Below are 19,642 nucleotides of genomic sequence, written 5' to 3'. Positions count from 1 at the left end.
TCACTTATAGGTTTTAGCGAGGTAGAAAAATGCAACTTATCAAAAATGCATTGGCAATGAACAAAACAAATTTCATTCTCATTGGAGAGGCGGGATGCGGAAAGAGCGAGATAGCTCTCAATCTTGCTGAATACCTTGCTAAAAATACTGATAAGCATGTCCATCTGATTGATATGGACATGACAAAACCTCTATTTAGATCCAGGGATTTGCTAAACAGCGGGAAGCTCTCTGAAGTAAATATCCACTATGAAGAACAATTCTTTGATGCTCCAACAGTAGTAGGAGGAGTCAGAGAGCTTTTAGCAGATCCGGAAAGCATTGTTGTTATGGATGTAGGCGGTGATGACATCGGCGCCAGATCCATAGGAGGATTCATGCTTGGTGTGGACAAAAAATCCCTATGTATCATGTATGTACTAAATTACTACAGACCATTCTGCCAGGACATTGATCACATTGATCGATTCCTTTCGGAAATTCTCGCAGTTTCCCATTTAACACTTGAGGATATTCACTTTGTGGATAATCCAAATGCAGGCCTGACAACAACTATTGATGAGGTTGTTGATGGCGCAAACAAAATGAATGAAATCATTTCTGAATACAGAGAAATAGAGATGAATGTAATTCACGAAGGATTCTATGAATCTGTTAAAAACAAGCTCCAAAAAGAAAAGATTATGCCTATACACTTGTTCCTAACCTATGAATGGTTAAGAGACTAAGTTTATGGATATAGATATTAGATAAAGGAGGTCTAATAATGGCAAAGTTTAAAGTTAATGTAGTTGCCGAACGTTGCAAAAGCTGTGGTTATTGCATGAAATTCTGTCCAAAGAATGTTCTAGAAGTTGGAACAGAAGTAAATGCAAAAGGCTATGAATATGTAGTGGCTGCAAGACAAGATGACTGTATAGGTTGTCTCACATGCGGTCGCATTTGTCCTGATGGGGCAATTGAGATTTATAAGGAGGATTAAAAAATGGCTAGAACATTTATGAAGGGCAGCGAGGCTGTAGCTGAAGCAGCAGTACGTGCCGGTTGCCGTTTTTTCGCAGGTTATCCTATCACACCTCAGAACGAAGTCCCAGAGTATTTCTCAAGAAGACTTCCAGAAGTTGGTGGAACATTTATACAGGGTGAGTCTGAGGTTGCATCAATCAACATGGTTTATGGTGCAGCATCAGCAGGTGTCAGAGCAATGACATCATCTTCTTCACCAGGAATCGCACTTAAGAGTGAGGGTATCTCATATTGTGCATCAGCTCGTATTCCAATTGTGTATACAAACTTCGCAAGAGGGGGCCCTGGAGTAGGTTCAATCCAGCCAGCACAGATGGATTACTTTGAGGCTACAAAGGCAGCTGGTAACGGTGGTTTCCAGATGATGGTACTTGCTCCTTCAACAGTACAGGAAGCTGTAGATCTTACAGTTAAGGCTTTCGAGCTTGCTGATAGAGATAGAAACCCAGTTCACATCCTTGCAGATGGTGTTATCGCAACAATGATGGAGCCAGTTGAGCTTCCAGAGATGATGTCTGAGGAAAAGGTTGCTGAAATCAGAGAGTCAAAGAAGAAGTGGGCTTGCGTAGGACATGAGCTTGATTATGCAAATCGTGCTTGGATCCAGCCAGGTCAGTGGCAGACAACTGTTATGCAGAAATGTAACGAAGAAGCTGCAGCACTTTATGAGTCATGGAAGAAGAATGACGTAATGGTTGAGGAATACATGGTTGAGGATGCTGAAATCATCCTTACAGCTTATGGTATTTCAGGACGTATTGCTAAGTCTTCTGTAGACATTCTCAGAAAGCAGGGAATCAAGGTTGGACTTATTCGTCCTATCACACTTAACCCATTCCCAACAGAAGCATTTGAGAAGTTAGATTACTCAAAGGTAAAGGCAATTCTTGATGTTGAGATGTCAATCCCAGCTCAGTATGCAACAGATGTTGAAGCAGTTGTTAGACGTCGTTGCCCAGTTGAGAAGTGCTTATGCTCTGGTGGTAACGTAATGTCAAGAGAGGCCGTGCTTGAGGCTGTAATGAAAATAGCAGGACAGGAGGCTTAACATGGCAGAATTATTATATAGCAGAACAAAAACAATTCAGGAGGACAAGGTTTCAGGATTTTGTCCAGGATGTATGCATTCTTCAGTTATGAAGTTAATCGGAGAAGTTATCGATGAGCTCGGTATCGTTGATAAGACAGCAGCTGTTCTTGGTATTGGTTGCTGTGGTCTTCAGATGGACTACATGGCATACGATAACATCACAGCTCCACATGGTAGAGCATGTGCTGTTGCAACAGGTATGAAGAGAGCAAATCCAGATACTATTTACTATACATATCAGGGTGATGGTGACCTTGCATCAATCGGTCTTGCAGAGACAATGTCTGCAGCAAACCGTGGCGAGAACTTCACAGTTATCTTCGTTAACAACGGAATTTATGGTATGACAGGTGGTCAGCTTGCTCCTACTACACTTTTCGGAATGAAGGCATCAACTGCTCCTAAGGGACGTATTGCTGAAGAGCATGGTTATCCAATGCACGTTTGTGAGACTCTCAACCAGCTTACAGCTCCTTACTATCTTGAGAGAACAAGCTGCAACACACCAGCAAATGTATTGAAGACAAAGAAGGCCATTAAGAAGGCATTCCAGTACCAGATGGAAGGCAAGGGCTTCTCACTTGTTGAAATCGTTACAAGCTGCCCAACAAACTGGGGACTTGATTCACTTAAGGCACTTGATTTCCTTGAGGAGAACATGCTTAAGGAATACCCACTTGGTGTCATCAGAGATAAAGGAATGGAGGAGAAATAATGGAAACAAATTTATGTGTAGCCGGATTCGGCGGACAGGGCGTTATGACCCTCGGAAAATTCCTTGCTTCTGCAACTTGTGATTCTACAGATAAGAATGTAACATTCTTCCCTTCATACGGCGCAGAGCAGCGTGGTGGTACAGCTAACTGCTACGTAGTTATTTCAGATGAAATGATTGGTGCACCACTTGGTGACACAATGGACGACCTTATCGTTATGAATGGTCCTTCATTAAACAAGTTCATCGGAACACTTAAGCCAGGCGGACGCCTTTTCATCAACAGCTCAATCGTAAAGGACAAGATTGAAAGAACAGATGTTGAAATCGTAGAAGCACCTGTAACAGAGCTTGCTCTTGAGATGGGTAATGCAAAGGTTCTTAACGTAATCATGCTTGGTGTTTACGTAGGTTATACAGAGGTTATCGCTCCAGAAATCGTATGGGGCACAGTAGAGCACAAGCTTTCTAGCAAGCCAAAGCTTTTACCTCTCAACAAGGCAGCATTTGATAAGGGTCTTGAAATTGGACGCGAGTTCAAGGTTAAGAACGGCAAAAACTAATTTGATTTGAAAGGTAAAGCATATGGTATTTCATAATTTTGATGAGCTTATCGCAAAGGTAAAGGGTAACCCTTCAAGAAAGATTATGGCAGTTGCATGTGCAAACGATGATCACACACTTGAGGCTGTTGTTCACGCTCGACGCGAAGGAATTGTTGAGCCAATTCTTGTTGGTGAGAAGAAGATTATCACAGAAATCTTATCAGAGCTTAAGGAAGAAATTCCTGAGGAAAACATCATCGATGTTCCTGCTGATGATTTACAGAAGGCCTGCGAAACAGCGGTAAAGCTTGTTAGCTCAGGCAAGGCGGATTTCCTTATGAAGGGTAAGGTTGATACAAAGATTATCCTTAAGGAAGTTGTTAATAAGGAATACGGACTTGGACAGGGAAGACTTATGTCTCACTTCACAATGTTTGAAGTTCCTACATATCACAAGGTAATTCTTCCAGTTGATGGCGGTATGGTTACATATCCTGACCTTCAGCAGAAGAAGGAGATTATCCAAAACACAGTAGACACACTTGTAGCTATGGGATATGACTGCCCAAAGGTTGGTGTGCTTGCATGTGTTGAGAAGGTTAATCCAAAGATGCCAGAGTCTGTTGATGCAGCAGAGCTCCAGGCAATGAATGAAAGAGGCGAGATTACAAATTGTATCGTAGAAGGACCTATCCAGTACGACTGCGTTATGAGAAAAGACCTTGCTGATTTCAAGGGACTTGAGTCTAGAATTGCTGGCGACCCAGATGTACTTGTTGCCCCAAACATCCATGCTGGAAACATCATGGGAAAGATGTACGCAATAAGCTGCGGTGCAAAGATGGCCGGATTTATCGTAGGTGCAAAGTGCCCAATCGTTATGGTTTCAAGAGGTTCATCGGCTGAGGAGAAATATCTTTCAATAGTTGTTTCTGCAGCAGCTGTTAAATAAGGAGAAAAACATGGCAAATGAAAAAATTCTTGTCATCAATCCAGGTTCTACTTCAACAAAAATTGCTGTTTATCAGGCTGATGAACAGCAGTGGGTTGAAAGTATTGCTCACTCGATGGATGACTTAAAGAACTACCCAACAATCTATAATCAGCTTGATATGAGAAAAGAACTAATCATGGCATGCCTTACAAAGCATGGCGACAAGCTTGATTCTCTTGGAGCAATCGTAGGTCGTGGTGGAGCACTTCCTCCAGTAAAGACTGGCGCTTATGAAGTAAATGAGAAGATGGTTGATACATTAAGATATCATCCAGTTGATCAGCATGCTTCAAATCTTGGTGCTGGTATTGCATACAGCCTTGCCCAGGAAATCGGCGTAAAAGCCTACATCTACGATGCTATCACAGTTGACGAGATGACTGAGGTAAACAAAATCACAGGACTTAAGGGCGTTAGAGTTCCAGCCAAGGGACACAACTTAAATACAAGAGCAGCAGCCCTCAAGCTTTGTGCAGATAAGGGGATTGATTATAACAAGGTAAACATCATCGTAGCTCACCTTGGTGGAGGTATCACAGTAAACCTTCATTCTAATGGACAGATTGTTGATTTCTTCAATGATGAAATCGGAACATTTGCACCAGAGCGTGCCGGCGGACTTCCTACATACGCACTTGTAGATTTGTGCTACAGCGGTGAGTACACAAAGGAAGAGATGATGAAGAAACTCCAGCGTAAGGGTGGAATAGCTTCTTACCTTGGAACAGCAGACATGCGTGAAGTAGAGCAGATGGTTGTTGATGGAAACGAAGAGGCATCTCTTCTTTTCGAAGCAATGGCTCTCAATACAGCAAAGACAATTGCACGTATCGCTCCATCAGTTGATGGAAAGGTTGATTACATTGTTCTTACAGGCGGTCTCGCTTATTCAGATATGTTTGTAGATTCAATCAAAAAGCACGTTGGTTTCGTTGGACCTATCGAAGTAATTCCAGGTGAAAACGAAATGAAGGCTCTTGCTGAAGGAACTCTTCGTGTTATGAGAGGCCAGGAAAAGGCAAGAATCTACGAATAATCTTATTGGAAATTTGGAGTTTATAAATGAATAAAACAAATAGATGGATTTATGCAATCGCAGGAGTGATTGTGCTTCTGTTTGCAGGACTAATCTACGCATGGAGTGTACTTTCAAGTCCTATCGCTGCAGAGTTTACATCTTGGAGTAAGGGGGCACTTTCTCTCACATTCACTCTTGCAATGAGCTTCTTTTGTATAGGAGGTCTTGTTGCAGGACTTGTAGCGGACAAGGTTAGGGAAAGATACATCTTCATTGTATCTGCAGTGCTTTTCTTGATTGGCTTTGAGTTAGTCAGCATGATTTCTTCTATTGGAATGCTTTATTTAGGTTTTGGAGTGTTGGCTGGCCTTGGTGCTGGCTGCTCCTACAACGCGGTGATGGGAAGCGTTACAAAATGGTTCCCAGATAAGAAAGGACTTATTTCAGGAATCCTATTAATGGGATTTGGAATTGGTGCTTTCATCATCGGAAAGGTATATGCAGGACTCTTAGGTTCATTTGGATGGAGAGAAGAGTTCAAGGCTCTTGGAATTATCGTATTTGCGGTAATTTTCATAGGCGCATTTATTGTTAGAAAACCTACTGCTGAAGAGCAGAAAGCATATGCAGTAGAAGACAAAAAATCTGAGAAGAGTACTTCAGAGGATTTCACCACAATAGAGATGGTGTCGAAGGTAAGCTTCTGGCTTTACTTCGTATATGCGATATTGCTTAGTGCAGCAGCATTAGCTTTAATCGCGCAGGCAAGTGGAATTGTTACAGAGACAGCCCCTGCACTTGCAGCAGGCTCTATCGCAACAATCGTAGGACTTATTTCCATATTCAACGGAATAGGACGAGTTATCTTTGGTGGTTTGTATGACAAGCTGGGACAGAAGAAAACAATGCTTTTAAACTGCGGACTTTTCTTGGTTTCAGTTCTTATCAACATCGTAGCAATCAACTCAGTTAGTTTGCCACTTGTTGTAATTGGATTTATATTCTTCGGTCTTTCATACGGAGGTGTAACACCTACAAACTCTGCATACATAATGGATTTTTACGGTGTTAAGAATTATCCAGTTAACTTTTCGATTATCAATTTGAATCTGCTATTGGCATCATTCGGAGGGACTCTTGCAGGTATGATATACGACATGCAAGGCACATATCTTAGCATTTTCATGATTATGATTGGGGCAATAGTTCTTGCAACAATCTGTACTTTATTAATTAAAAGACCTGCGAAAGGAAAATAAAAATGGATGATAAAATTCGCTTTTTCAGATGGAATGTAATCATCAATGTATGTATGGCGCTTTCTATCAACACTACAGCAACCATACTAGCAGGCGGAGATTCTTTGGCCGGATGGGTAAGAGGATGCTGCTGTGCTTTTACAATCAACACAGTTGCAGCAGTTATTCTTCCAATGGGGATGATTGGAAGTTGGTTTGCAGAAGAAGTTTGCAACCAGAAACCTGGTACCTTCCTTGAAATGTTGGCAAGGAATTTCATCGTAAATGCAATATACGTGACCATAGTAAGCTTCTGTATGGCCATTATTAATGTTGGAGTTGGGGATTCGCTTATAGCAGTTTGGTTTTCAACCTATCCTATTCTTCATATTGTAGGCCTTATTACAAGTCTTGTTATAGAGAAGCCAGTAACTAAACTAGCGTATGGCAAATAACTAGATAAAAATGTTCAGCGGAACAATTTTATAAAAGGAACTAATAACTATTTAGGAGGTTTATGGTATGAAAATTTTAGGACTTTCATGCGGAACAAGAAACGGCAACAATGATACAATGTGCCGTGTTGCTCTTGAAGCAGCAAAAGAAATGGGGGCAGAAATCGAGTTTATCCACGTATTTGATTGGGACATCAAGTACTGTACAGGCTGTGTTGCTTGCTCTAGAAGTTTAGTAATGGGTAAGGGCATGGTTTGCTCTCAGAAGGACGATTTTGCAAAGCTTTTCGATAAGATGGCTGAGGCAGATGGCGTTCTCGTAGTTGACCCTATTTATGAGTCAGGTGGATCTGGATTATTCCACGTATTATGTGACCGTATGGGCCCTGGACATGACATCGGAATGATGTACATGCTTGATGGAAAGCTCAAGGAGCAGGGTAAGGAAGGTCTTGATCCTAAGTACTTAAAGAAGAAGGCAATTTCTTTCGTAGGTATCGGTGGATCTGACTGGGCATGCCGTGTTGAGACAGATCACGCTATGCTTGCAATGAGCCCAGCTTGGACTGTAGTAAATAATGAGTTCTTCTCATGGTCAAAGGATGTAATCATGCAGGATGAGAAGGTTGAGCGTATGAGACAGATCGGACGCAATCTTGTTGAAGCTGCAAAGGATGTTGACAATGCTAAGTGGATGGGCGAGCCAGGTGCATGCCCTCACTGCAATGGTAACAACTTCTACATCTTCCCAGGCACAACTCACTGTGTATGCGAGCTTTGCGGTCTTGAGGGAACACTTGAGGTTGTAGACGGTGCATTCAAGTTCAAGTTTGCTCCAGAAGATGAGCACAAGGCTCATGACACAATCTCAGGAAAGAAGCTTCACGGCGATGATATCTTTGAGAACGAGGGACGTCTTATGAACCTCTTCAAGGATCCTGAGTTTAAGGCTCGTAAAGAGCACTTCACATCAGTATGTGAACCAACTCCTTCACCATCGAAGGCAGTCTAATTGAATTATTGGGAGGGTAACGAAATGGGAAAACCAAGTTTAAAGTTCTTTATTGTATTTAACTTAGTAATGAATATTCCATTGGCAACAGCTATGTCAATTGGTGGAATGATTTTTTCAGGAAATGCTGCAAATTTAGCTACTCCAGCACTTCCAATTAATATACTGCTAGGATTCATATTAGCGTGCATCGTAAATGCGCTATTCCCTATTCCACTTATTGCTATGAAATTCCCAGGATTATTTAAAGTTGATCCTGAGAGTGTTCCAGGAAGATTCCTAGGAAATGTTCCAGTTGTACTTATCTTTGTTGCAATCATCGGACTTGCAATGAACTTTGTAAATGTGCAGCTTTTTGCAGGAGCGCCAGCGCCAGCATTCTTGTTTGCATTTATCGGAACTTTCATTCCTATGTATGTACTTTGTTACATCATTGCTATGATTTTTATTCCAATCGCTCAGGGAGCAGCTGCTAAGGCAGATGGAAAAGGAATTGCATAAATAAACTTGTTAGCCATCATGAGAGCCATTCTTCTTATTTTTATAAGAAAGGATGGCTCTTTTTTTGTAATACATGGAATGTATAAAATTTATTCACAAATGAGTGATAGAATGTATTATCGGAGAAGAAAAGGGCTAAGTAATGGGGAAGAGTGAGTTTTTAAAGGACAATCGAGACGAATTGACAGGCCTTCTGGATAAACACGCTTTTATAGAGTGGGGGCAGGAGCTTATCAACACAAGAGACAAACAAGTAGAGTATGGGTTTGTCTTCTTTGACATGGAAAACTTTAAGCTCTACAACGCAAACTACGGTTACGAAAAAGGTGATGAGCTTTTAATTAACATAGGTAATATTTTAAAAGATATTTTCAAAGATCAGCTTGTAGCCAGATTCTCTGGGGATCATTTTGTGGTGTGCACAAATAGTATACAGATTGTGCCTTCAATAGTTGAAACAAGAAAACGTGTTAAAGCCCTACAAAGAAAAATTAATATTGAATTAAAAGCAGGAGTATACATTCTCGAAGATGAAAAAATGGACGTTTCACGATGCGTCGACAGAGCAAGAATGGCCTGCGTCAGTATAAAGAAAAAGTATGATGTCGACTACAGATTTTATGATGATGAGCTGGGCGGAAACGTCCAGAGAAAGCAGTCAATTATTGATTCAATGGATGAGGCTCTGAAAAAGGGATATATCAAAGTATATTACCAGCCAATAGTTAGAAGTCTGACTGGAAATATTTGTGGTTGGGAAGCTTTGGTTCGTTGGATTACTCCGAAGGGAGTTTATTATCCTGATGAATTTATACCTGTTTTGGAAGAATACAGAATGATTCACAGGATTGATTGTTATGTGATTGAGCAGGTTGTAAAAACTTTTTCAGAAATGAAAAAAGCTGGTATAAAAGCAGCTGTTCCGGTTTCAGTCAATCTTTCAAGAATAGATTTTGAAATCCTGGATATTTTGACCTATGTGGATAGTTTGATTGAAAAATATGACACAGAAAAAGAAATAATCAGACTTGAAGTGACTGAAAGTGTCATGATAGATAATCCTAGATTCATTCAGGAACAAATATCCAGATTAAGAACAAATGGCTATATTGTCTGGATGGATGACTTTGGTAGTGGATATTCATCCTTGAATTTGCTGAAGGATTTTCAGTTTGATTTGGCAAAAATTGATATGGAATTCCTCCAGAATTTTGATACATCTGATAATGGAAAGATTGTATTAAAGCACGCGGTTTCTATGCTTAAAAATGTAGGTATTCATACATTGACAGAGGGCGTGGAGACAAAAGAGCAATATGATTTCTTGAAGCTTTTAGGCTGCGAGTTGTTGCAGGGATACTATATCGGAAGGCCTTTGCCACTTGAAGAGAGCATGGAGGAAATGGAGAGGTCTGGCCATAATTACGAGAATCTTGATTACAGAAAATTCCTGGACATGGTTGGAAAGACAGATTTACTTCGCCAGAATCCATTGGAAGCTGCTCCAAACAATGTTACAGAAAATGACCTCCCTCTTGCCATGGGATTAGTGCGCGATAATAGATGGCGTTTTGCATATGCAAATGAGGGATACGAAAAAGCTATAAAGATTTATGGCGATGAGGATATGCAGGTAGCTCAGGACATGATAAATAACGATAATGGACGGACTTGGGTACAAAGAGATGATTTTTGGAAAATGTGTTTACGAGCAAAGGAATCTGGCGAGGCAGAGAGCATAGAGTTCGTGGAAAATGGCCAGATTGTTAATATGAGAGCCCGTCACATTGCATATGATATTGATACTGATACAGATGCATATTTAGTTTCAATCAGATTATTGGCAAGTTATCTGAATGAAAGTTACGAACAAAAAACAAAGATGGTAAGCAATTATATTTTCTCATTCTATGAGTGCATTGATGTATTTGGATTAGATGGGATTTATTATGAGAATGTTTATCTTTCTAGTGGAAGCGTGCATGTGCGTAGCAGGAATTTAAAAGCAAATGAAATGATAAAGGAGTTGGGAGAAAAAAGAGTATTAGAAGAGGATAGAGAATACTTCTATAAGCTTATGGACTTGAAGACTGCAAAAGCAAGACTTCTATATGAACCGGGTGGAGTAAAGATTGGACTCTTTAGAATCATGGATGCCAGTGGTGAATATGTGTGGAAATCTGTCACCACAAGAATTGTTGATATATATGGTAGGGAAGCCCTGCTGAGCTGTGTATCAGAGGCCACTACTGCAATGTCTAATTATATGAGTGACTTTATCAATCATAAAAAGATAGATGAAATTGAAGTAAGTCCTGAAATGGTGAAGGAATATACATATGCAAATATCTTGGACCAGGTACCGGTAGGTGTCTTCTGGAAGGATAAAGACCGTAGATTCTTAGGAGCAAATAAGATGTTCCTGGATTACTATGGCCTAAAATCAGTGGATAGCATCAAGGGCAAAAACGATGAAGATATGGGATGGCATATTAATCCAGAACCATTTAAGCAGGATGAACTTTCTGTAATAAATGAAGGAAAGGCTATTAGAAATGTCCATGGCGAGTGCATCGTTAGAGGAGAGCTTAGAAATATTGCTGCCAGCAAACAACCATTAGTAATCAATGGAGAAACAGCAGGATTACTGGGATTCTTTATGGACATTACTGATAATGAAAAAGAAAAGGCTAATTTGGAAATTCTCTCTACCACAGATGAATTAACAGGTGTGCTTAACAGAAGAGCATTTGAAGTAATTATTGATAAATATATAGAGCAATACAATACGGATAAAACTGATTTTGCTCTGATGATTTTCGATGTGGACAAGTTTAAACAAGTAAATGATCTCTACGGTCATGGATTTGGCGATTTAGTTCTTAAGGCTGTAAGCAAATGCGTAAAGGAAGTAACCTATAACAACAGTCTCGCTTTTAGAATAGGCGGAGACGAGTTTGCAATTTTGCATCAGTTCCAGTGTAAGGAAGAGATTGAAAGCATCACGCAGGAATTTAATAGTAAGATTTCTAGGATTAAACGAATAGACAATGAGCTTATAAAGATAAAGGTCTCAGTTGGAGTGTCTGCCTATACAGAGTCTATGGATAAGGAACGGATGTATGAATTATCTGATAAACGCATGTATGAGGATAAGTTGTCGAAGAAATAATCAAATAAGGGAAGGCATTATCACAGTGTCTTCCTTTTTCTGTTAGTAAAATAGTTACAAAATATACCCCCTTGAAATGGTAATAGTGACAGAATTTGATTACATGTGCTCATTTGTGAGCGTTTATGATTGCAATGCCCGAAATATGGTGTTATATTTTCCTTAGAACAATCAAATTCAATCGAATTTGTTCAAGGGGTGGAAAATGCTAACAGAAGAACGAAGGGCAAAAATAATTGAAATAGTCAATGAAAAAAAGGCGGTTTCAGTAAATGAGTTGGTAGATTTGCTTGATACATCAGCAGCTACCATACGAAGAGACATCAATGCACTCAATCGTTCTAAGCAACTGGTGAAGGTATTTGGAGGTGCTACTGCAATCTCTACTTTGGATGTAAACACCAAAGAGGATGCGGTAAAAGCAAAGGCTAGCAAAAATGTAGCTGAAAAAGATTGCATCAGCAAATATGCAGCAGGGCTTATACAGGACAATGATTTTGTGTACATCGATGCAGGAACTACAACACTGACCATGATTGATTACATAGATAATCGCAAGGCAAAGTACATTACAAACGGTGTAGTTCATGCAAAGAAGCTTATGGACAAAGGCCTAGAAACCATAATGATTGGTGGTAGGCTCAAAGCACCAACAGAAGCGGTGGTTGGTCCGGATTGTGTCGAGTTTATTCGTAAATATCATTTCACAAAAGCCTTCATGGGAACCAATGGCATTTCAATTCATGCAGGGTTTACCACACCAGATGTGGACGAGGCCATGATTAAGACAGAAGCAATCAGACATGCTTATATGTCATACGTTTTGGCAGACCACACCAAATTTGACCAGATTAATTCGGTCACATTTGCGCAGATTGGTGATTGCTGCATCATCACAGATAAGCTACAGGCTAGAGATTATATTAATCACACAGTAGTAAAAGTATGTGCAGAATAAACTAGGAGGAAACGCAATGATTTATACTGTTACATTCAATCCAGCATTGGATTATGTTGTGCGTATGGATGGAGATTTACTTCCAGGCATGACAAACCGTTCTTCAAGTGAGGAATACTATTTCGGAGGTAAGGGAATCAACGTATCAATGGTTCTCTCAGAGCTTGGATTAAAGAGTACAGCATTAGGATTTATCGCAGGTTTCACAGGTCATGCAATTGACGCAGGTGTTAAGGCTGCAGGAATCGACACAGATTTCATCGAATTAAAAGAAGGCATTTCACGAATCAATGTAAAGCTTAAGGCAACAGAGGAAACAGAGATTAACGCTCAGGGACCAAAGATTGACGAAGCTGCACAGATGGAACTTTTCAATAAGCTTTCAAAGCTGGTAGAGGGCGACGTACTTATTCTCGCTGGATCAATTCCAAATTCTTTACCAGATGATGTATATGAAAGAATTCTTTCTGCTTTAGACGGCAAGGGAATTGAGTTTGTAGTTGATGCTACTAAGGATCTTCTTACAAACGTATTAAAGTATCATCCATTCTTAATCAAGCCAAACAACTTTGAGCTTGGCGAAATCGTAGGCAAGGAGCTTAAGACAGACGACGAGATTTACGAGGGAGCATTAAAGCTTCAGGAAATGGGCGCTAGAAACGTTCTTATCTCAATGGCTGGCGACGGCGCAATGCTTGTTGATGAAAATGGAAACAGATATCGCATCGGCGTACCTAAGGGAAAGGTTCGCAACTCAGTAGGAGCTGGCGATTCAATGGTTGCTGGTTTCGTTGCAGGCTACATGAAGACAAAGGACTACGATGTAGCGTTAAAGATGGGAACAGCTGCAGGTTCTGCAACAGCATTCTCTGATGGTCTTGCTCAGGCTGCAGATATCGATGCACTTTATAAAACATTGTAATTAGCTGCTTACTCGGAGAAGGCAGTTAATATATATTAATTTTTAAACACATGTAGGAGGGAATATGAAAATTTCAGAGTTTATCGATCCTAGAGGGATCAAGCTTCAAGAGGCGATAGCTTCTCAGGACGAAGCAATCGACAAGCTTATTGCTCTTCATAACGAAGTAGGCAACTTAAGCGATGTAGCAGGATTTAAAGAGGCAATCCTTGCACGTGAGGCAAAGGGCACAACAGCTATTGGAAATGGTATTGCAGTACCACACGGAAAGTCAGCAGCAGTTAAGAAGGCTGGTCTTGTTGCAATCACTTGTCCAGCAGGTGTTGATTACAAGGCTCTTGATGGTAAGCCAAGTAATTTATTATTCATGATCGCAGCTCCAGAGGGTGGCGCTGATACACATCTTGAGGTTCTTTCAAAGCTTATGCAGATGCTTATGGACCCTGCATTCTGCAAGACTCTTGTTGAGTCAAAGTCAGTTGACGAGTTCCTTGCACACATCGATGCAAAGGAAGCTGAGAAGGACGCAGCAAACGCAAACAAGACAGATCTTTCAAAGGCTGCTTCAGGCACAAAGAAGATCGTTGCAGTTACAGCATGCCCAACAGGTATTGCACATACATTTATGGCAGCTGAGTCTCTTGAGCAGAAGGCTAAAGAGCTTGGTATTGCATTTAGAGTAGAAAAAGATGGTTCTGGCGGAGCTAAGGATCCTCTTACAGCAAAGGAAATCGAAGAAGCAGATGCAGTTATCATCGCTGCAGATAAGAATGTAGATATGAGCGTATTCGATGGTAAGAAGGTTGTACTTGCATCTACAAAGGATGCTATCCACACACCAGAGAAGCTTTTCGATAAGGCTGAGACAGCTTCTGTATATCATCACACAGGTGCAGTTTCAAAGAAGTCTGACGATAGCAACGAGTCTATCGGACGTCAGCTTTACAAGCACCTTATGAATGGTGTATCACACATGCTTCCATTCGTTATCGGTGGTGGTATCCTTATCGCTATCGCATTCTTACTTGATGATTATTCAATTGATCCAAGCAACTTTGGTATGAACACTCCAGTAGCAGCTTGGTTCAAGACAGTTGGTGGTGCAGCATTTGGATTCATGCTTCCAATTCTTGCTGGTTTCATCGCTCAGTCAATCGCAGACAGACCAGGTCTTGCAGTTGGTTTCGTTGGTGGTGCTCTTGCAGCTTCTGGTGCTACATTTGCAGCTCCAGGTGGAAACATTCCATCAGCATTCCTTGGCGCTTTAGTAGCAGGTTTTGCAGCTGGTTACTTCATGAAGTGGCTCGAGAAGCTTTGCGACAAGCTTCCACAGTCTCTTGAAGGTATCAAGCCAGTTCTTATTTACCCACTTTGCGGTATTACAGTAATCGGTGTTATCATGTGCGCTGTTAACCCAATCGTTGGTGCACTTAACGCTTGGATTTCTGGTGTTCTTTCAGGTATGGGAACAACATCACTTGTACCACTTGGAATTATCCTTGGTGCAATGATGGCAACAGATATGGGTGGCCCACTTAACAAGGCAGCTTACGTATTCGGTACAGCAGCTCTTGCAGAGCAGAACGAAGTAGGCTGGATGATCATGGCAGCAGTTATGGTTGGTGGTATGGTTCCTCCAATCGCTATCGCTCTTGCAACACTTATCTTCCCTAAGAAGTTTACAGTTGCTGAGAGAAAGGCTGGCCCAGTTAACTTCATCATGGGCTTCTGCTTCATCACAGAGGGTGCTATTCCTTACGCAGCAGCAGATCCACTTCACGTAATCCCATCTCTTATGGTTGGTTCTGGTGTAGCTGGTGCACTTTCAATGGTATTTAGATGTACTCTTATGGCTCCACACGGTGGAATCTTCGTATTCCCTGTAGTTGGTCACTGGGCACTTTACCTTGTAGCACTTGCAGTTGGTTCAATCGTAAGCTGTGTACTTCTTGGCTTATTGAAAAAAACTGTAGAAGAATAGTCAAGAATCTGTTAATATATTGAACGATAAAAAACCATTCTGGGGGACTATGTCCCCCCGGAATGGATTTTATGTTTTTGTACTTTATAGACTTCCCGTTTATTCTATAAAGTATAGACACATAAAATAGATAATTGTATTTTGCGAAACGAAAGGAGTTTTATTTATGGTTTCACAGAAGGTAAAGGTAACTAACGAACAGGGTATGCACATGCGCCCAGCTACAGTATTCAGCGCAGCAGTTACACCATTCGATTCAGATGTTAAGATTGTATTCAACGGTAACTCATACGACGGAAAGAGCGTTATGATGCTTATGGCTGCTTGCATTAAGTGTGGTGCTGAAATCGAAATCCAGTGTACTGGTTCTGATGAGGAAGCTGCACTTGCAAAGGCAGTAGAGTTAGTAGAGAGCGGTCTCGGAGACTAATACAGGAGGATACTTATGTACAAAGGCATTGAAGCGTCTAGAGGTATTGGTATCGGAAGCATTTGTCTTATTGTTGAGCACGATTTAAGCTTTGAATCTAAGCACATCGATGATACTGAGGCAGAGAAGGCTAGATTCAATAACGCAATCGAAGCATTCAAGACAGAGACATCAGCTATGGCTGAAAACATCAGAAAGAACATCGGTCCTAAGGAAGCAGAAATCATGGAAGGTCACCTTGCAATGATCGCTGATCCTACAATGGCTGGCGAGATGACAAAGATGATCGAAGCTGGTCAGTGCGCAGAAGCTGCAGTTACAGCTGTTTGCGATATGTTCATTGGCATGTTCTCAAAGATGGAAGATGATATGATGCGTCAGCGTGCATCAGATATTTCTGATATCAAGATCAGCTTACTCAAGCTTTTACTTGGCATTGAGGACGTTGATATTAGCAAGGTGGCACCAGGTACAGTACTTGTTGCTCATGATCTTACACCTTCTATGTGTTCTCAGATTGTTAAGGAGAACGTTGTAGGTATCATTACAGAAGTTGGTGGTAAGACATCTCACTCTGCAATTCTTGCTAGAGCACTTGAAATCCCAGCTGTACTTTCAGTTCCTAACATTACAGAAATCGTTAAGGACAAGGATACAGCAATCGTAGACGGTACTGAGGGTGATGTTTACATCAACCCAGACGGAGAAGTTATTTCTCAGTACGTAATTAAGCGTGAAGAGTTCGTTAAGGCTCAGGCAGAGCTTAAGAAGTTCATTGGACAGAAGACAGTTACAGCTGATGGAACAGAGCTTGAATTATTCTGTAACATCGGCACTCCAAAGGATGCTAGAAAAGCTGTTGAATGCGACGGCGAAGGCATCGGTCTTTTCCGTTCAGAGTTCTTATTTATGGATAGACCACACCTTCCTACAGAGGAAGAGCAGTTCGAGGCTTACAAAGAAGCTGTAGAAATCATGGGTGGCCGCACAGTTATCATCCGTACACTTGATATCGGTGGTGACAAGGATATTCCATATCTCGGACTTGAAAAAGAGGAAAACCCATTCCTCGGATATAGAGCAGTTAGATATTGCTTAGCAAATTCTGATATGTACAAGATTCAGCTTAGAGGTATCCTCAGAGCTAGTGCATTCGGAAATGTTAAGATCATGGTTCCACTTGTTACTTGCGTAGACGAGGTTCGCGCCGTTAAGGCTCTCGTTGAGGAGTGCAAGAACGAGCTCAGATCAGAAGGCGTTAAGTTCGATGAAAACATCGAGGTTGGTTGCATGGTAGAGACAGCAGCTGCTTCACTTATCGCTGATATCCTTGCAAAGGAAGCTGATTTCTTCTCAATCGGAACAAACGACTTAACACAGTACACAATGAGTGTTGATAGAGGAAATGCAGAAGTTGCATATCTTTACTCAGCATTCCAGCCAGCTGTACTTCGTTCTATCAAGAACATTATCGAGGCAGGTAACGCTGCTGGCATCACTGTTGGTATGTGTGGCGAGGCCGCTGCAGATCCACTTATGATTCCACTCCTTATCTCATTTGGATTAAAGGAATACAGTGTAAACCCTGTACTTGTGCTTACAGCACGTTCAATTATTTCTAAGTGGTCAAAGGCAGAGGCTGACGCTCTTGCAGAGAAGGTTCTTGCCCTTACTACAGAAAAGGAAATTGTTGAATTGCTCAAAGCATCAGCTAAATAATCTATAATTTATAGACGATATAAAGCTATCTTGTTAAGGTTTAGTGCCTACAAGATAGCTTTTTTGTAGTAATTAAACTATAATAATTTAGAAATACGGTTTTAAGGAGATACACATGAGCGATTTTACAGAGAACATTGACATACATGATTGCCCAATCTGCGGAGGCGCAGGTTTGATTGAGGCAGAGGATCACGGATACTATGTGGCATGCCTTGACTGCGGAAGCTACACAGGTACTGTTGGCTTCAAGACAGAAGAAGGCAGACAGGAAGCTGCCGAGAAAGCAGCAATGCTTTGGAATACTGGCAAAGTAATTAACAGTGCACCAGGAGAGTAAACTGGGAGAAAGAAGGAAATGATGAAGCAGACACAGGATAAAGCTCGTAATCTTACCATGATGATGGATGAGTACGAACTTACTATGGCAAATGCGTACTTTAACGACCCTACTATTGATAACAATACAAGGGTTAGCTTTGATGTGTTTTATAGAATGAATCCAGATGGAGGCGGTTTTGCAATTTTTGCAGGACTTCAGCAGGTTAAGGATTATCTTCTTAACATGCACTTCACTGACGAGGATATTGAATACTTGAGAAGTGTGGGACACTTCACTGAGAACTTCCTTGAGTACCTTAAGGACTTCAAATTTACAGGCGACGTGGATGCGTTCCCTGAGGGAACTATCATGTACCCTAATGAGCCAATCATCACAGTTACTGCACCTATCATCGAGGCACAGCTTGTGGAGACAGAGATTTTGGCTCAGGTTAACCACCAGTCTTTGATTGCAACAAAAGCTAGTCGTATTGTTCGTGCAGCAGCAGGCCGTGCAGTTTCAGATTTCGGTGCAAGACGTGCCCACAACAATGACGCTGCAATTTACGGTGCTAGAGCAGCATACATCGGCGGTGCCAGCGGTACAGCTACAGTATCTGCAGGCCAGTACTTCGATATTCCAATCGGCGGAACTATGGCCCACAGCTATGTAATGTACTTTACATCAGATGACAACGATTACCGTACTTCTGAGCTTGCAGCTTTCAGAAGTTTTGCAAAGAGCTATCCTAACAACTGTATCCTTTTAGTAGATACATATAATGTTTTGAAATCCGGTGTGCCAAATGCTATCAAGGTGTTCCAGGAGATGAAGGATGCTGGAATAGAATCAAAGAGCTTTGGTATCAGAATCGATTCTGGTGACTTGGCATACCTTACAAAGAAGGCTAGAAAGATGCTTGATGATGCTGGCTTTACTGATGCCAAAATCATCGTCAGCAATTCTTTGGATGAATACACCATCACATCTATCCTCCAGCAGAGTGGACAGGTAAATTCATTTGGTGTAGGTGAGCGACTTATCACTGCAAAGTCTGAGCCTGTATTTGGCGCAGTTTATAAACTTTGCGCAGTTACAGATTCAAAGACTGGCCAGGTGATTCCAAAGATAAAGATTTCTGAAACAGTTGAGAAGATTACAAATCCTGGTTTGAAGGATGTATATAGAATCAAGGACGAGCACGGCAGAGCAGTTGCAGATTTGCTTGCTATCAAGGGTGAGGATGTTGATATGTCTGTGGAAGGCGGCTACAAATTCGTAGACCCAGAGCAGCCATGGAAGAGTACACACATCTTTGAAAACTGCACAGCAGAGTTGTTGCAGCAGCCTCTTATCCGCGGTGGAAAGCCGGTTGTTGAGGATGAGGATATGGAGACAATCCGCAACCGTGTTAAAACTCAGTTGGAGACAAGCGTATGGCCTGAGGAGCAGCGTTTTGAAAATCCTCACAAGCACTATCTTGATATGACTCCAAACTACTACAACATGAAGATGGATCTTCTTCGCAAAGAGGACAAATAGTT

Annotated in this window: 19 protein-coding genes; all 19 read left to right on the top strand. The window is 41.3% G+C overall.

The window, feature by feature from the left end; translation table 11 throughout:
* The first annotated feature begins 29 nt into the window (after positions 1-29).
* The 19 genes from CRN97_RS04390 to CRN97_RS04300 all read left to right on the top strand — a co-directional run bounded on the left by CRN97_RS04390 (position 30) and on the right by CRN97_RS04300 (position 19,640).
* Positions 30-728 carry a nucleotide-binding protein gene (locus CRN97_RS04390; protein ID WP_097076005.1) on the top strand — a complete coding sequence of 233 codons (699 nt, stop codon included), beginning with the start codon at positions 30-32 and terminating at the stop codon, positions 726-728.
* A 38-nt stretch (positions 729-766) separates the two neighbouring features.
* A complete protein-coding gene (locus CRN97_RS04385; protein WP_074791453.1) occupies positions 767-982 on the top strand; it encodes a 4Fe-4S dicluster domain-containing protein in 216 nt (71 codons plus the stop codon).
* A 3-nt stretch (positions 983-985) separates the two neighbouring features.
* Positions 986-2,074: a 3-methyl-2-oxobutanoate dehydrogenase subunit VorB gene (gene vorB, locus CRN97_RS04380; RefSeq protein WP_044936484.1), complete on the top strand. Its 1,089-nt coding sequence runs from the start codon at positions 986-988 to the stop codon at positions 2,072-2,074.
* Position 2,075: 1 nt separating this feature from the next.
* Entirely contained in the window at positions 2,076-2,831 is a 756-nt protein-coding gene (locus tag CRN97_RS04375) for a thiamine pyrophosphate-dependent enzyme (RefSeq protein WP_044936482.1), read from the top strand.
* A complete protein-coding gene (locus tag CRN97_RS04370) occupies positions 2,831-3,394 on the top strand; it encodes a 2-oxoacid:acceptor oxidoreductase family protein (protein ID WP_033152747.1) in 564 nt (187 codons plus the stop codon). The genes CRN97_RS04375 and CRN97_RS04370 overlap by 1 nt, the downstream gene beginning before the upstream one ends.
* Before the next feature lie 22 nt (positions 3,395-3,416).
* Positions 3,417-4,328, top strand: coding sequence for a phosphate acyltransferase (locus tag CRN97_RS04365; RefSeq protein ID WP_097076004.1), 912 nt, complete (start codon positions 3,417-3,419; stop codon positions 4,326-4,328).
* A 10-nt stretch (positions 4,329-4,338) separates the two neighbouring features.
* A complete protein-coding gene (buk, locus tag CRN97_RS04360; RefSeq protein ID WP_097076003.1) occupies positions 4,339-5,406 on the top strand; it encodes a butyrate kinase in 1,068 nt (355 codons plus the stop codon).
* A gap of 26 nt (positions 5,407-5,432) precedes the next feature.
* Positions 5,433-6,647 carry an MFS transporter gene (locus tag CRN97_RS04355; protein ID WP_097076002.1) on the top strand — a complete coding sequence of 405 codons (1,215 nt, stop codon included), beginning with the start codon at positions 5,433-5,435 and terminating at the stop codon, positions 6,645-6,647.
* 2 nt (positions 6,648-6,649) lie between these two features.
* Positions 6,650-7,081, top strand: coding sequence for a hypothetical protein (locus CRN97_RS04350; protein ID WP_097076001.1), 432 nt, complete (start codon positions 6,650-6,652; stop codon positions 7,079-7,081).
* Positions 7,082-7,148: 67 nt separating this feature from the next.
* The gene (locus CRN97_RS04345; RefSeq protein ID WP_044936475.1) at positions 7,149-8,093 is read left to right on the top strand and encodes a flavodoxin family protein; all 945 of its coding nucleotides are present in this window, start codon (positions 7,149-7,151) and stop codon (positions 8,091-8,093) included.
* 24 nt (positions 8,094-8,117) lie between these two features.
* A complete protein-coding gene (locus CRN97_RS04340; RefSeq protein ID WP_097076000.1) occupies positions 8,118-8,594 on the top strand; it encodes a hypothetical protein in 477 nt (158 codons plus the stop codon).
* A 142-nt stretch (positions 8,595-8,736) separates the two neighbouring features.
* Positions 8,737-11,766, top strand: a complete 3,030-nt coding sequence (locus CRN97_RS04335) for an EAL domain-containing protein (RefSeq protein WP_097075999.1) — start codon at positions 8,737-8,739, stop codon at positions 11,764-11,766.
* Between the two features lie 205 nt (positions 11,767-11,971).
* Positions 11,972-12,724 (top strand): DeoR/GlpR family DNA-binding transcription regulator, encoded by a 753-nt coding sequence (locus CRN97_RS04330; RefSeq protein WP_074791441.1) that lies wholly within the window; start codon positions 11,972-11,974, stop codon positions 12,722-12,724.
* Between the two features lie 16 nt (positions 12,725-12,740).
* Positions 12,741-13,646, top strand: coding sequence for a 1-phosphofructokinase (gene pfkB, locus CRN97_RS04325; protein ID WP_033152758.1), 906 nt, complete (start codon positions 12,741-12,743; stop codon positions 13,644-13,646).
* Positions 13,647-13,710: 64 nt separating this feature from the next.
* Positions 13,711-15,627, top strand: coding sequence for a PTS fructose transporter subunit IIABC (locus tag CRN97_RS04320; protein ID WP_097075998.1), 1,917 nt, complete (start codon positions 13,711-13,713; stop codon positions 15,625-15,627).
* A gap of 166 nt (positions 15,628-15,793) precedes the next feature.
* Positions 15,794-16,057, top strand: coding sequence for an HPr family phosphocarrier protein (locus CRN97_RS04315; RefSeq protein ID WP_090481030.1), 264 nt, complete (start codon positions 15,794-15,796; stop codon positions 16,055-16,057).
* Between the two features lie 15 nt (positions 16,058-16,072).
* Positions 16,073-17,776 carry a phosphoenolpyruvate--protein phosphotransferase gene (gene ptsP, locus CRN97_RS04310; RefSeq protein ID WP_097075997.1) on the top strand — a complete coding sequence of 568 codons (1,704 nt, stop codon included), beginning with the start codon at positions 16,073-16,075 and terminating at the stop codon, positions 17,774-17,776.
* 115 nt (positions 17,777-17,891) lie between these two features.
* Complete coding sequence (locus CRN97_RS04305; RefSeq protein ID WP_074791433.1) at positions 17,892-18,116, top strand: Lar family restriction alleviation protein; 225 nt, start codon at positions 17,892-17,894, stop codon at positions 18,114-18,116.
* Between the two features lie 21 nt (positions 18,117-18,137).
* Positions 18,138-19,640 carry a nicotinate phosphoribosyltransferase gene (locus CRN97_RS04300; protein ID WP_097076086.1) on the top strand — a complete coding sequence of 501 codons (1,503 nt, stop codon included), beginning with the start codon at positions 18,138-18,140 and terminating at the stop codon, positions 19,638-19,640.
* Positions 19,641-19,642 lie beyond the last annotated feature (2 nt).

Source organism: Pseudobutyrivibrio ruminis DSM 9787, from assembly GCF_900218035.1.
In the GTDB taxonomy this organism is placed as follows: domain Bacteria; phylum Bacillota; class Clostridia; order Lachnospirales; family Lachnospiraceae; genus Pseudobutyrivibrio; species Pseudobutyrivibrio ruminis.
The sequence above is the reverse complement of the archived record's forward strand: the minus strand, read 5'-3'. Positions and strand labels throughout refer to the sequence as shown.